This window comes from uncultured Porphyromonas sp. (assembly GCF_938046015.1).
Lineage (GTDB): Bacteria > Bacteroidota > Bacteroidia > Bacteroidales > Porphyromonadaceae > Porphyromonas.
The window spans coordinates 1-14,872 of the sequence record NZ_CALIXW010000007.1; the positions used below are offsets into that span (position 1 = coordinate 1).

Below are 14,872 nucleotides of genomic sequence, written 5' to 3' on the forward strand. Positions count from 1 at the left end.
CCTCGCTGCACTACCGCAGCGAGGGGGCGCTCCCCTTTTTCCCTTTCCTCCTTCTCCTTTTCTCCCTTCCCTCTCCACTCACCCTTCGTTCTCCTCGCTCCAGCGAGCTCTCCTCTCGCTATCTAAGTCGTTATCCCTTGGCTCTCCCTTATGAGGCGCAGTACTTCTTGTTTGCCCTTCGCTTGGCCATCAGTGCGCTCGGCGGAGGCACGGGCGGCGAGATCACCAGCGGCACCGTCCTCCGTCACATCTTCGCCCACTGCTGCATTGGTAAGTCTGGGGCAGCCGTTCAGCGGCGGAGAGACGTGCTAGCGAGAGGAGCGAGAGGATAGATAGTCGTACTCACGCTGATACCGTTCGCGTCTGGTGAGGTCCTTTGGTGAGGGGGAGGACAAGCGCGAAAGGTCCATATTGTGACGTAGGTCATGCAGCTTAACGGCTCTCGCTAGAGGATGCTCACCTATGGCCCGAATGTACGAGGCCCTATCGGGGGAATTATGATGATTGAGTAGGTGCAGAGCTGTGGCCAATTCCTCCCGGTCTTCTTTGCCTAATCGCTGTTGCGCCTCCTCCTCAAGTAAAGACAGGGTCTCCTCTACTGTGTGGGGCGTATCTTCACTGGCGTCATGAAGATAGCCCACCACGTGCTCTTGCCACGTCCTTCCCATAGAGGCAACCGTAGAGAGATGCCCCTCGAAGTAGTCCAGCCCAGCCTTATCGACCTGACCCTTATGCAAGCGCCTAGCTAGCGCTGCTGCTGATGTTATCCAAATGTTCTTCTCCATAGATCAACTTTTCTTAGGAAGCACCGCGATGAATGATGAGCAGGAGGCCTTAGGGATGACACCCAAGACTATTGCTTTTCTAGCGACAAAGGGTATCCCACTCATGTTGTAGGGCACCGAGTACTTGGGAGTAAAGCCAAGTATCTCCTGCTCGAGCTCGCTCAGAGGGCGCTATTGAGATTAGTTACCTATTCCTTGGGGATGTCCTAGGCTTAATGTGCGATGCTTATTCGTCGAGCCCCAGGGGAATTAACTTATCCTCTTGTCAGTGCTAGCAAATATAGGAATAGAAATCTATTACCTCCCCCGAGAAGGGATGTAGCCCCCAATCTACACCAGCGTTACACCCGAATAGCCAAACTTCTGGTCTTTACCTTGTATTATGCTCATCGACCAGTAGGAGCCAGCTAACAAGTAGCAGCGAAAAGGGGAAGACGCTCACCGCGAGCGTCTTCCCCTTTTCTTGGAGCCTTCTTCCTTAGCTGCATAAATGCCACCTATCCTAAAGGCTAGGCTCGTTAATACTGCATCTCTGCTACCCCTCTGAATCCCCATACACCGAAACCAGGATACGTACATGTCGAAGCGAAGCTAGCAAGGCAGCGCGAGACAAGCCCTGCGCCAATAAGCCCCGCACAGCAAGGGAAGGCCTCCGAGGGGTATCAGTCAGTGCGCTGAGTGCCGTCAGTCAGAGGCGTGAGGGATAGCAGTCAGCGAGCTGATGGATGCCCCTCGCGGAGCTGGAGCAAGGCAGTCAGGTCGCGGCGCGGCTGTTTACCCTTCGCTGTACTGCCTTTCTTCCTTTACTGAGCGACTTGGGGGAGCTTCGCAGCGTATACAGATCCTTGTTCGAGGTCATAGGTAAAGGTCGTTACCTTGCCTAGCACTGTGGTGCCCTTGGGTGAGGGGCGAGGGGCTCAAAGCTAGAGTACTCATACTTGTGACAAGTAGTCACACCACAGATGAGAACTAGAAGTCAAGAGATTTGATTACCTTCGAGACGTACATTCAACTTAATAGCTACTTATTCAAGACATAACTATGAAGCAACTCAAAGTACTAGAAAGCGACCTCGTAAATGAATGGTGCATGCCAGATGGGAGTCCTCTAGACGATAGCGATAGACAGCTGTTAGAACGCTTTATCGACAAGTACTATCGTGCTAAGTCTAAAGTAACAGTCTATCGAGGGACCTTTGATGTCAGTAGGTACGGTGTAGACTTAGATAATATCGGGCCATTATCTGATATGCTGTTCATGCTGGGGGAAAAGGCCAATCGCTACGCACGGGATAATGACTGGAAGTTTGATATAAACGATGTTAGCGACAACGTCTTCGCGGAGCTCTTCGACCGCTTACACGAGATTTTTACATCCTCAGCCGAGCCAGAAAGATATACCTCTAGAAAGGAATTCCTTAAGGAGAACCCAGGAATTAAAGGGTTCTTCGAGGCTCCTGGCAATAAAGATAAGTTTCTCAAGAAGATCAAGGGCTTAGCGTGTAGGGCAGATGTAAAAGACTATTACGTCGCACTGCTGCATGCCTTTGACGCAGGTAGGCAATTTCCTGCGTGCTATATGATCTCGACGAGCAAAAAGTATGAACAAGCTCTAAGCTTTCTTAGGGGGAAGACTAAGAAAGATGAAGGCATCCTTATCATTAGTTGGGTCCCAAGCTCAGAGCAGGATCGCTTCTTGAAATACCAAGATCTGAATGAATGCAACAAGCAGATCGAAAGCCTGGACTTACCTGTATACAAGTCTTCTCCCTTTCCCGAGGAAGACGAGATATGTATCAAGGCAATCATTCCTCCTCAGTATATACTTGGCTATATTCACACAGAGAAGAAGGCCTTTATCCCCAATCCTAACTTAATTGAGATGGTGAGAACATTATACCACCACCTTGATAGGAAATTAAGCAGAGCAGAAAGAGAAGATACGCCTAGAGGGAAAAAAGAAAGAGACCCCATAAGTGCTATAATCACTGAGGGTATACCCATTGATCAATCTGCCTTTATGAAGAGATTCGAGGAGGCAAAGTTCACAGGATATGCCTATATAGAAGGAGAGGGAAAATACAAGGAAGTTAAACGAGATCATAAATAAGCTACCCCTAAGTTCAAGACGTTTAGGGTATGCTTGCCTACCGTGCGAGCTTTGCCCTTGACGGGAGATAAGTAGCGCGGCGAGCAGCTAGGGCAAGCAGGACAGAGAAAGGCGTAGCGCCTCGTCCCCAGGTGGGGGCGAGGCGCTACGCCTTTTTGGGAGGCTCCCGCTGAGGGAGCGAGGGGAGGGCTAGAAGATGTACTTCAGACCGACCTGAGCACGCCAGCGAGAGTTGATGTCGCTGTAGCTCCAGGGCTGCTTAGTAGCGTGGTTGAACTCGTAGCTCCCGTCACGCAGCACGGTGATCGGCGTGATGCTGCTGTAGTTCACATAGGGCTCCATACCCCAGCCGCGGTTCAGCAGGTTCGTCAGGTTGATGACGTCGGCGTTGAGCTGCAGCGTGTGACGGCGGCCGCCTACGTTGACGAAGAAGTCCTGAGCGAAGTGCAGGTCTACCTTGTGGATGAAGGGAGCGACGAAGGCATTACGAGGTGCGATGCGACCTACGTACTGAGCGATGTCGGGATTCTCCTTGAGGAAGGTAGCGTAGTCCATCGCAGAGCGCGAGCTGGAGGCCATCGTCGAGGGCAGGTAGGCTAGGTCGTTGCTCGTACCATCGCCGTTGATGTCGCCATTGTAGAGGATAGAGTAGCGAGGACCCGACTGGCCGTTGTAGATGAGGCCGATCGTGGTGGCGAAGTGCTTGGCGTACTCGACGCGGTAGTTGAGCTGGGCGATCAGGCGGTGGCGAAGGTCGAAGCTGGAGTAGCTGACTTCGTCGGCGTTGATATCGTTCGAGTAGTTGAACTTCCAGTTCGACTCAGCCTGGCTGGAGAGCCCGTCATTGCCGACGACAGCCGCACCGTAGGTATAGGCTACCGAGGCATCGAGGCCGTGACCGAAGTCCTTGCTCAGCGTGGCGGTGAAGTTATAGGTGTAGCCCTTATTCGAGTTCTCCATCATGATGACGGAGGAATAGAGCTTGTCTTCGCGACGTGTATAGGTGGGACGCACCTGGCCAGGAGCGTGGGTGATCGCCTTGTCTGGGCTGAGGGCGAGGTTGCGGTAGCGGATGTTGTTCAGGTTCTTGGTGAACATCCCCTCGATCGACGCCTTGACACCCCAGGGAAGGTTAGCCTCGAAGGCGAGGTTGGTACGCCATACCTGAGGGTAGGTGAAGTTCTTCGCCACGAGGTCTACCTCAGTGGAGCCAGGGACGAAGTTAGCGTTGCTCTGGGCGCTACGTGGGTCAGCGCTGAAGCGGACAGAGCCGAGCGTCTTGTTGTTGCCCGCGTAGAGCGAAGTGCGCTCGACCTCGATGCCCGAGTTGGAGAAGCTATTGGAGATCCATACGAAGGGCACGCGACCGGTGAAGACACCCGTACCCCCGCGGATCGTGTAGCGGCGGTCCTCATCTACCGAGTAGCGGAAGCCGAAGCGGGGAGAGAAGAGGGGCTTGATGCTGGGGAGGTAGTGGTTGGTCACGTCGTACTCGCGAGCGATGTCGCCACTATTGAACTTCTTGTTCTCCGTAGGACGGTCGAGGAAGAAGGGAGCATCGACACGCAGACCGTAGGTCAGGCGCAGCTGGTCGTTGACCTTCCAGTCGTCCTGTGCATAGAGGCTGACCTGGCCAGCGTGGAACTGAGGCGACCAGAGGGGAGTACCCGTCACAGCGGTGTTGACGCGGGAGAGGTTGTAGGTCGAGGGACCCACTTCACCAGCCGTGCCTATGGTCATGAAGTCCACGAGCCCAGGCTGTACGATGGGACGGCCTCCGGCAGGGTTGGGAACCTCGCGGTTGCGGTACTCGTAGGTGCCGTAGAGGTTATTGATGAAGAGGTTGCGCATACGGAAGAACTCGTTATGCGTACCGAAGGTGAAGGTGTGGTTCCCAGCGCTGAGCGTGAGGTTGTCGGTCAGGGAGAAGATGTCCTGATCCAGCTCATTGGCCCCCGAGAAGGGGTCGGTACCGGCGAAGATACGACGGCCACCACTGAGGTTGATCGTCACAGAGGGGAAGGGCTTCCCAGGGAAGCTGCGCTTGTCACGGATACCGCTGTAGCTAGCACGCAGCTCGTTGGAGACGGTGCTGGAGAGGCGGGAGTTGAGCTCGGCGACGAAGGTGTTGGTGACGCTACGCTTGGTGTAGCCGTAGTTACTGAACTTGAGCTGCGTGGCGCTATTGCTGAAGACGTAGGGCTTGTCATCGATGTGGCTGTAGCGCAGGGTAAGGTGGTGGGCCTGGTTGATGTTCCAGTCCAGACGCAGCAGCCCCTTGTAGGTCTCCTCGGGGATATCCTGTGCCTTGTAGCCACCCGCGTCGTAGCCGAGCTCCTGGAGCTTCTTGGCTACCTGCTCAGCCTCCTCGACGGTGATACGGGAGAGGCCATCGCCAGGGATGAAGGTAGCGGGTGTGACCTTCTTGACGTACTCAGCGTTGGCGAAGAAGAAGAGCTTGTCCTTGATGATGGGCCCGCCGAGGGTGAAGCCGACGGTGTTCTCATACTGCTTGGACAGCTTGGTGCGCTTAGCCACATCCTTGCCTGCGGTCGATCCGTAGAAGTCCTGATTGTGGTAGAAGTCATAGACCGAGCCGTGCAGGCTGTTGGTCCCAGACTTGGTGATGGCGTTCATGCCGCCACCCGTGAAGCCCGACTGACGGACGTCGAAGGGGGCGATGACGACCTGTAGGGCATCGATGGCCTCGATGGAGATAGCGTTCTTGCCGCTCTGTCCGAGCCCGAAGACGTCGTTGTTGACAGCACCGTCGATCTGGAAGCTATTGAAGCGGCTGTTGGCGCCAGCGAAGGAGCCGTTACCGTTGGACTGCGGTGTGAGCCTGGCGATGTCCATGATGCTGCGTGATACGGTAGGCACGCGCTCGATGTTGCGGCGGGAGAAGCTCGTCCCAGCGCCCGTCTTCTGGAGGTTGAAGGCACTGCCCTTCTTCCCCGTGACGACGACCTCGGTGATCTGCGTCGCACCGTCCTTCAGCTTGACATTGATGGTCTCGGTCTCGCCGAGTGCGAGGCTGATGTTATTGAGGGTAAGGGCATCGTAGCCGATATAGGAGACGGTGATGCTGTAGGGGCCTCCAGGGCGCATCCCGACGATGCTGTAGTTCCCCTTGGCGTTGGTCACGGCGCCATAGGTCGTCCCCGAGGGGAGGTGCTTGGCGACGACACTTGCGCCGATGAGGAGTTCCTTAGAGGCCTGATCCGTGACCGTACCCGTGAGGGCCGAGGTCGTCACCTGCGCCCAGAGGCTGGACGAGGCAAGGCAGATCATCGCCAGGGCGAAGAGACGAAGTAGAGACTTCTTCATACGCTTGCTTTTGTGAAGTGGTGAGAGGTAAATTAGATGGTAGTGGCTACGCGCTCGCAGCCTATGCTAGGTGTGGGACGATGCGTCCTAGTCACTAGGAGTCATCGCCTGAGCCCCCGCCCTAGGACTAGAGGGGGGATAAGTAAAATACGGATACCCACACTCGTCTCCTAGTGGGGGCGAAGGTGTGGGTATCCGTCATATTAGATCGAGTACATCTCCGTGGAGCGTGAGGTCTCGATTATTCTGCGCTTGCTTCTTCCTGTGCGGGTGCTTCTTCCTGTGCGGGTTCAGCCTCTGCCTCGGCAGCAGCCTTAGCCTCAGCCTCAGCCTGCTTCTTAGCAGCTACGGCAGCAGCCTTAGCCTTGTTGGCAGCCTGCTCTGCCTCGAGGGCAGCCTTAGCAGCGTTCTCCTTGTTCTTAGCCAGGCTAGCCTTGACATTGCTCAGCTGGCCGTCCTTCTTAGCCTTCCAAGCCTCGAACTTAGCCTCTGCTGCTGCTTCGTCGAAGGCACCCTTCTGTACGCCGCCCTGGAGGTGCTTCTTCAGCAGGACGCCTTCGTGGGAGAGGATGCTACGAGCGGTGTCGGTGGGCTGAGCCCCCGTGTTGAGCCAATACAAAGCGCGCTCGAAGTTCAAATCTACTGTGGCAGGATTGGTGTTGGGGTTGTAGGTACCAATCTTCTCAATAAACTTGCCATCTCGTGGCGCTCTACTGTCTGCGACGACGATCTTGTAGAAGGCGTAAGCCTTACGACCGTGGCGCTGCAATCTAATCTTAGTTGCCATTTAGTTGAATCTAGGTTAGTAACTCTTGCTTACTTGCATTAGTCGCCGCAAAGATACTCCAAATACTGGAGATAGCAATACTCCCGTAGGGATGTGCCGCCGAGCTCCCGTGGCAAGGCCCCTTGGCTCGGGGGGCTGGGAATGGATAAGGCGCAGCGCAGCACCTAGCTAAGGGGAGCCGCCCTGAGGGATATCAGTCAGGTGACTGAGGGACGTCCGTAAAGCACGTGAGGGATACCAGTCAGAGGTACTGACTGGTATCCCTCACGGAGCGGGAAGCTAAGCGGGACGGTGAAGCCCCCTAGCTGCGGACTAGCGGATGATCTTGCCCTGGCTGTCCTTATTAGAGCGCGAGGCGACCTTGATCTCGAAGTCCGAGGTCGTATTGTCGTCGTCCACGAACTTACGCCCGTCCCAGCGGCGCGACAGCGCCAGCCCCGAGATACGGGGGTACTCGTTCTTCGGCGTATTGCGCGAGGCTACCTCCGTGACGGCGTTGTAGCCGCGGTCCAGCTTAGTGGGACGCATCTGGTAGAGGCGCTTGGGGCAGATGGTGATGCAGTCGATGACGTGGCTGAAGGGCACCTCGATGACGTAGAAGTCGGCGAAGCTGCTACTGGTGACGGTGATGTAGTGCAGGTAGCCGCGGTGTCCCTTGCTGTCCTTGTGGTTCTTGGCAAAGTCCTCCTTGGTCCACGGCAGGCGGATCAGCGCCAGCCCGCTACGCTCCGAGACGTCGTGGAAGTTGTAGGCGGGGGCGAGCTTCCCGTAGCTATCCGTATAGGTGTAGATAGCCTCGAGATCGGGTACCTTGGGGTTGTTCTTCCCCTTGGCATCACTGGAGAGGAAGGCGGCATTGGTCCACTCGAAGTCGGCCTTACTTAGGTCGAGGAAGGCCTCGTAGCCGTGGTACTCCTTGATGTCGAAGGGCTCATCGGGCTCGTCCTTGGAGGCCTCCTCGAGCTCGCGGACATAGTTCGCCTTGTGGTCGATGGCGTACTTGGCGATGACGACCTCCTGCTTGGGCTGGATGGGGTGGTCCTTGCCCGTGCCGGGGAAGCACATCATGCTGCCGACGCCGTAGTACTGGTTGACGAAGTTGTCCTTGGGGGCGAACTGCAGGCTCGTCGAAGGGTCGATGGCGTTGGAGCAGAGGGCCAGGCCGTCGAGGTACTTGACCTCGTCGGTGGGGTTGTAGATGACGATGTACTGATCGTCGTCGTACATCTGCTTGGGAGAGAGGTAGCCGTACTTCTTGGAGTCGCGCTGCCAGTAGTGCCCGATGTAGAAGACCTCCTTGATGATGAGGTGGTCGACACGGCTGCGGGCGTTGGATTGCTTCTTGGGCATCCCGTTGCGGGTACAGCTGCTGAGCCCTGCCACGAGGGCGAGCAGCAGGTAGAGGCCGTAGCGGGATAGGCTATGCTTGGTCATATATATACGGGGTTAGGGAGCTTGTCTAGAGGAACCAGTTGCCGAGGCCTGAGCCACCGCCCACGCCATGGGTCTGTACATTCTGCGCCGCCTCGAGGGCCTCCTCCGAGCGCAGACCGATCTCCTGCCCGAGGAAGTAGTAGAAGGGGTCGTTGGGATCGATCGTCGTCGGGTCGGTGTCGAAGCTGCTGCAGAAGACCTTGATCGGGATGTTGAAGCGCAGCACATCCTTCCACTGCGAGTCTGCACCGTACTCCTTCGCTTCGTCCGGGTTGTGCGCGTCGGCGCAGATGAACTTGCTGAGGAACTGGTAGGTCGAGTGGCGGCTGAGGTAGGTGTCGCGTGGGATGAGCGCCTTCTTACCCTTGGGACACTTCATGACACGCACGGAGAGGTAGAAGCGCGGCAGGAGGTAGGTGGGGCGCGTGTAGCGTCCGCCCTGCCCCGTTGTGGGGTCTACGCGGCGCGTGATCTCCAGCGGCCAGTCGCGGTGGGCGCGGTCGCTCTCGTCGGCCTCGATGTCGAAGTTGAAGTGTCCCTTCAGCCCGACGCGGTCCTGGTCGTAGGGGCCTACCGCCCAGTTGGCATCGTCCTTGGTCAGCGGCGGTAGGAGGCGCTGGTTGAAGAGCTCGCGCACACCGTCCCCCATGGCGTCATGCACCCAGGTATCGCGGTAGGTGTACTGGAAGATGCTGGGGGTCAGCTTCGCCCGATCCTGCCAGGTGGACTTACCCGCGAAGGTGGGTGAGGGGATGGGCTTGGGGTCGATCGTACCGCCCTTGACCCACTCGCCGAACTGGTCACGGCCTGGGCGCCAGGTGCCACGCACGTCCATCACCTCATAGGGCTGCCCCTTGTCGTCGACCTCACTGACGGTGAAGAAGATCTGGTACTGGTCGGACTGCTCGAGGATACGGTCGTTCATCAGGCGCCCCTCCTTATCGAAGAAGTAGAGGACGAGCCCCCAGCGCTTGAGCTTCCCACCTATGATGCGGATGTAGTCGGGGCCTTGCTTGCCCTCGCTCTGCTCGAGGTAGGTGACGGTGCTGCTGCGCTGGATATCGACCCGAGGCCAAGGCCCCATGCCGTTGTGGATGATGGCGAACTCCTCCTGACGCCAAGGGGCATTGTGGTAGACGAAGTTGCCGTGCACCATCCCTTCGCTGCCGTGGGAGTGGCCTTCCTTGAACATCACCAGGCAGGTCGCCCAGTCCTTGAAGGCGCCCTCAGGGTCGGGATTCTGCAGCGGCTCGCTGACCTTGACCTTCAGCAGGCTATCGACGTAGCGGTCGGCGCCGCTGTGCGGGACGGCCTTAGCATTGAGGGGGCTGTCCTCGTAGTCCACATGGACGTTGCCGAAGACGAAGCTATCGCAAGACGTGAGGAGGCTACAGAGCCCCAGCAGCGCCAGCGCGGATAGAAGTATTCTATTCATCTGATCTTCTCGGTATAGTGGGTGGAGGGGAGGTGACTACATGAGTACCACATTGTGCCGGTACTGCTGGAGGTAGCTCGCGGGCGAGGAGAGGAGCTGCCAGAGCTTCGTCTTGTCGACCTGGGGGTAGTAGCGCTTGACCGACTCGTAGCACTTCTCGGCTCCGTCCTTAGCGTCGGCGATCACGCGGATAGGCAGGGGGTAGTCGATGTCGAAGCTATCCCAGCCCGGCTGTAGCTGGTTGAAGTCCCAGAGGTAGCCTTCGTTGGAGTTAGCCACATTGCCGTACTTGGCGGGCTTCTCCGTCTCGCCGACGATGCGGGACACCTTATTCTGGATATGGCAGATACGCACCTGGAGCTGGAAGGCTAGGTTAGCCTTGCGGAACTGCATGACGCCCTTGAAGCCCAGTCGGTCGCGGGGTGTCCCCACGTCGAGGCTACGGCTCTGGCGCAGGAAGCCCACCGTCTCACCATAGCGCTGGCGTGGGGCGTCCGTGTCTGGGTCTACGAAGTCATCGCTGTAGCTGTCGGTGAAGGTCTTGCCCAGCTCCTCCTCTACGGGATCCGTGTCGCGGTACTCATAGGTGAAGAGCTCAGGGGTGAGCTTCCCCAACGTCTGTAGGTCGATGCCCTTGTAGAGGCGGTAGGTCTTGCCGTCCTTGGCCGTGTAGGGCTCGGCGTACTCAGGCTTGCCCGAGACCTCGATAGAGCGCCAGGCGAGCTCCTGGCTGTAGGGGACGAGGTTGCCGCCTAGGGTGTAGTTCTCTGGGGCAAAGATGTTGCTCGTGGAGAACTTAGAGGCGAGCTCGGCCTTCCCCCCCTTGTCGCGGAAGGTATAGCGGTCGTAGTACAGGGGTTGATCCCCGAGCGTACGGGGGTAGGCCAGGTAGGTGGCCTTGCGCGTCTCGGTCTTGCCGCCCGAGGTGAAGGCTTGGTTCAGCGAGCTATTACCTATGCCGAAGAAGTGCTGATGCACCAGCAGCGTGGCGTTATCCTCGTCAGGGATGGGATAGCCCTCCTTGCTGCGCTTGAAGGGATAGCCTGAGAACTGGTGGTTGATCAGCATCCCATTCTGGTCGTAGTACTTGAGCTCGAGGCCGTAGTAGAGGTTATCGGAGACGACGACGTCGAAGTGGTCACGCTCCGAGACGATGGTCATCTGTCCCTCATCGTCCTTGGCGATGTCGATCTCCTGCATCAGCGGGATGTTGTGCCCGTCGCCTACCACGTGGTAGCTGGCGTAGGTCTGGACCTGCTCGCTGCCGTCGGGGCCGACGCCGATGGTGGCGCCCTTGACCGCCACGCGCAGGATGGCATGGATGGCATAGATCTGCTCGTGGCCCTTGACATCACGCTCGATGGAGGAGGCGGGTGCCTGGATGAGGCCCTTGAAGAACTCATCCACGCGGTCCTCCGAGCAGCTCGTCAGCAGCAGTGCCCCGAGGGCGAGGAGCGATCCGTAGAGTGTCTTATTCATATCTAGAACTTGATGAGGGTACGTAGGGAGAGGTTGATACCACGCTCATGGGCGTAGTAGCGGAAGCGGTCGGTGTACTCCTTGTACAGCGCGTTGAGGATGTTGTCCCCGACGAGCATAAACTTGACCTCGCGGCGCTCAGGCAGTCGGATGCCGAACTCTAAGGTCCCGTTGAGCAAGAAGTAAGGGTCGGGCGAATCGGAGACCAGGTCCTTGTCGGGGTCGAAGCGCGTCTGCTTCGTCACGTAGAGCCCCGAGAGCGAGAGCGAGCCGTGGTACTTACCTCGCTGCCCGAAGCTCCGCTCGTAGGTCCCCGAGAGCCCATAGCGGTCGGAGGGCATGAAGGGCAGCCAGCCGCCACGCGTCCTATTGCGCGCTAGGATCCACTCGCCCTTGCCCACGAAGGTCAGCCCCGGCATCGCCTGCACCGTAGCCTCGATGTCGCCGCCGTAGAGGCGTACGTCATCCTGATCGTAGACGAACTTGGGGTACTTCCCGCTCGGGTGATTGTGATAGCGCTCCTTCCCCTGCCCTATATGGTCGTAGATATAGCTGTCGATGTGCTGGTAGAAGGCGCTTGGCTCGATGGAGAGCAAAGGCGTGCGGTAGCGTCCGCCGAGGACGAGCTTGTAGCCGCGCTCGCTCTCCAGGCTCTTATTCCCCACGACCCAGTACGAGCCTTCCTGCAGTCCGATGGCGTAGAGCTCGTTGATATCCGGTGGGCGCCACGACCAGCCGATATTGGCACGCACGTCCCAGTGGTCGTTGAAGGTATAGTGTGAGGCTAGGCTGCTGGTGAAGTTGCTATAGAGCTTGAAGTCGTCGTAGTAGGTATAGTTGCTGAGGCTCGTATAGCCATTGACGCTCATCACGCGGAAGTCGTAGCGCATCCCGAGGGCGCACTGCAGGGCGCCGAACTGTGCCTTGTGCAGCACGTGCCCACCCATGGTGAGGGCGGCGAAGTTCGGCACGAAGGCGGGCTGCTTCGTCCCTGGGTAGTTGTAGTTGGTCTGGTAGGTGCCTGCCGACCCTACATCGGTGGTCATGCCCCAGCGGTGCCAGCGTGCGTGCCAGCCTAGGTCGACCTTGAAGGTCTTGAGGATCAGGTCCTGCATCGGCACCCAGCTCCACTCGGTCTTCTTACGGTTCTCGAACTCCTGGCGGAGGTTCTCCTGGAAGGAGGCCGTGACGTCCACCTTGTGGTCATCATTGATCGTCCACTTCAGCTCTCCCTTGAGGGTGAAGTGCTGCGACTGCTGGAAGGGAGGCTTGATGGTATAGGAGAAGGGGTAGAAGCTCGAGGGATCGGGACGCCCGTACTCGAAGCGCTTGGTCAGCTGGTCCAGGTCCGACACCTTACTGGCGTAGTAGATGCCGCTGCGCTGATAGTAGAGGCTGGAGAGGAGCGTGGCGGTCACGCGGCTGCCGTGATAGCCGAGCTGCCCCGAGAGGCTGATGGTATTGTAGCCCGTATTGTTCAGTACATACTCTGCGGTGCTGTAGTCTCCGCCGCGCGTGTACATCCCGTGCAGGCGCAGCCCCCAGCGGCGGTAGCCCGTCTCGAGGGTCGTCGATCCGCTGAAGCCGCGGGCGTTGGTATCGTAGCCCACATTAGCCTTGCCGCTGAAGTGCAGGCGGTCCTGCCCATGTGGGAGCGGTGCGTCATTGAGCAGGACGACGCCCCCCATAGCCCCGAAGCCATAGCGTACACACTCGGCGCCCTTGACGACCTCGACCATGCTGGAGCTGGTGTAGTCGATCTCGGGGGCGTGGTCAGCGCCCCAGCTCTGACTCTCGAGGCGCACGCCATTATTCATCAGGAGGATACGGCTGCTGTGCATGCCCTGGATCACGGGCTTGGCGACCGTGCTCCCCGTGCTGATGGAGCTGACGCCTGGTATGGTCTCGAGCATCTTCGCCAGCGAGGTGGCGCCCCCCTTCTCCAGCTGCTCACTACTGATGCGTGCCGTCTGCTGGAGCTGGGTGGTATGGCGCTGTCGCGCCGTCACAGTGACCTTGTCGATCTCGCGTACATCTTCCTTGAGGAAGAGGGTGATGGGCTTGCCCTCGGTGGGCGTCAGGCTGCGCACCAGCTTCTTGTAGCCGACGGAGCTGACCTCTACACGGAGCGTCGTGGGGAGGCTGCGGAAGCGCAGCGTGCACTGCCCCTGCACGTCGGTAGAGTTGGGACTAAGCGCTCCAGAGCAGCGCACGATAGCGCCGATGATGGGCTCTCGAGTACGCTCGCTGCGTATGATGAAGGAGAGCTGGTGCTGCTCTGCCTTAGTCTCGAGGTAGCTCGCTGTCCCGGGGTCGGCTGCCAGAGGTAGTGGGCAGATCAGGGGCAGGGCTAGGAGCAAGCCACTGAGCCCGTAGAGACGAGTCCAGGGGATGCATTTAGGTACTTGTCTAGCTTGCATAGATATTCATTTCATGATGTTGCGACGATCGGTCCTGGTGGCTAGGGGCCAGGCGGTCTTGGTACGAGGGCAAAGATATCCCAAGGCTTTGAGCCGTTCAATACCCAGTAGTGGGTAATTTTGTCTCGCTTCCCCCCGCGGAGTACCAAGTAATGCCGATCCCCTGCGGCATTTTGCCCAAACAGCCCTCGCCGCCCCCTCCTCTAGCTCCCTTCCTTATCCTCCTCGCCAGCCCGTCTAGCCCCTACCCGCAGCCTCCGTCGAGGGGCGAGTGTGCTCCCTAGCGTGCCCAGACAGGGCAGCCCAGCACACCCTGCCTTCGCCGCCCCTCGGACACAGCGCGCGGACTGATATCCCTCACGAGGCTGAGGGACGTCCCTCAGCGTGCTGACTGACGACCCTCGTGAGGCTGACTGATATCCCTCAGCGCCCCTTCCCCGATAGACCAAGCCCCCGACAGCCTCAAGCTCCAAGCGGTATGACGCTACCCCACGGACGTTTTGAGGGTCGCCCCTGTAGGGCTTTATTCCTATTGATCTAACCTACCCAGGGTTTGGTCGCCCTTGCAGGGCTACGCACCCTGGGCTCTGATTGGGTCGCCCCGTTGGAGCTTCTCCAAACCATCTGAATAAGCCTTGTGCAGCTGTACAAGCCCCTAAAATCCGAAGCTATCCGAGAACTATCCCTAACGATCAGCTAAGGGCAAACAGCTGCGCAAGCCTCTGCGGGGCGACCCGTCCAGAGCCCAGGGTGAGGGAACGCTGTAAGCGTGACGGAACCCTGGGTAAAGCAGCCCCTTGCTTAATGAGCCCTACAGGGGCGACCCTCAAAAAAGTAAGACTAAGCTCCAAGCGGTATGACGCTACACTATGGACGTTTTGAGGGTCGCCCCTGTAGGGCTTTATTCCTATTTATCTAGCCTACCCAGGGTTTGGTCGCCCTTGCAGGGCTACGCACCCTGGGCTTTGATTGGGTCGCCCCGCAGGGGCTTCTCCAAGCCATCTGAATAAGCCTTGTGCAGCCGCACACACCCCTAAGATCCGAAGCTATTCGAGGACTATCCCTAACCATCAGCTAAGGGCAAGCGGGCCGCGCG

General features: G+C 58.3%; 8 protein-coding genes. 1 reads left to right on the forward strand and 7 read right to left on the reverse strand.

All coding sequences use genetic code 11. The annotated features are described in order from the left end of the window. Positions 1-308: 308 nt before the first annotated feature. Positions 309-785, reverse strand: coding sequence for a phosphohydrolase (locus tag Q0248_RS00790; RefSeq protein WP_299318598.1), 477 nt, complete (start codon positions 783-785; stop codon positions 309-311). Between the two features lie 1,041 nt (positions 786-1,826). Between Q0248_RS00790 and Q0248_RS00795 the strand changes: the two genes are divergently transcribed. Continuing rightward, positions 1,827-2,894: a hypothetical protein gene (locus tag Q0248_RS00795; protein WP_299318600.1), complete on the forward strand. Its 1,068-nt coding sequence runs from the start codon at positions 1,827-1,829 to the stop codon at positions 2,892-2,894. Between the two features lie 189 nt (positions 2,895-3,083). Here the strand turns inward: Q0248_RS00795 and Q0248_RS00800 are convergent, their stop codons facing one another. From Q0248_RS00800 to Q0248_RS00825, 6 genes are all read right to left on the reverse strand, one after another. Further along, complete coding sequence (locus Q0248_RS00800; protein WP_299318603.1) at positions 3,084-6,221, reverse strand: TonB-dependent receptor; 3,138 nt, start codon at positions 6,219-6,221, stop codon at positions 3,084-3,086. A 241-nt stretch (positions 6,222-6,462) separates the two neighbouring features. After that, complete coding sequence (locus Q0248_RS00805) at positions 6,463-7,008, reverse strand: 30S ribosomal protein S16 (RefSeq protein ID WP_299318605.1); 546 nt, start codon at positions 7,006-7,008, stop codon at positions 6,463-6,465. 312 nt (positions 7,009-7,320) lie between these two features. After that, on the reverse strand, positions 7,321-8,442 hold the full coding sequence (locus Q0248_RS00810) for a DUF4876 domain-containing protein (RefSeq protein WP_299318608.1): 1,122 nt from the start codon (positions 8,440-8,442) through the stop codon (positions 7,321-7,323). Between the two features lie 25 nt (positions 8,443-8,467). Further along, positions 8,468-9,877, reverse strand: a complete 1,410-nt coding sequence (locus Q0248_RS00815) for a hypothetical protein (protein ID WP_299318609.1) — start codon at positions 9,875-9,877, stop codon at positions 8,468-8,470. A 36-nt stretch (positions 9,878-9,913) separates the two neighbouring features. Beyond that, on the reverse strand, positions 9,914-11,356 hold the full coding sequence (locus Q0248_RS00820; RefSeq protein WP_299318611.1) for a hypothetical protein: 1,443 nt from the start codon (positions 11,354-11,356) through the stop codon (positions 9,914-9,916). A gap of 2 nt (positions 11,357-11,358) precedes the next feature. Next, a complete protein-coding gene (locus Q0248_RS00825; protein WP_299318612.1) occupies positions 11,359-13,776 on the reverse strand; it encodes a TonB-dependent receptor in 2,418 nt (805 codons plus the stop codon). Positions 13,777-14,872: the final 1,096 nt, after the last annotated feature.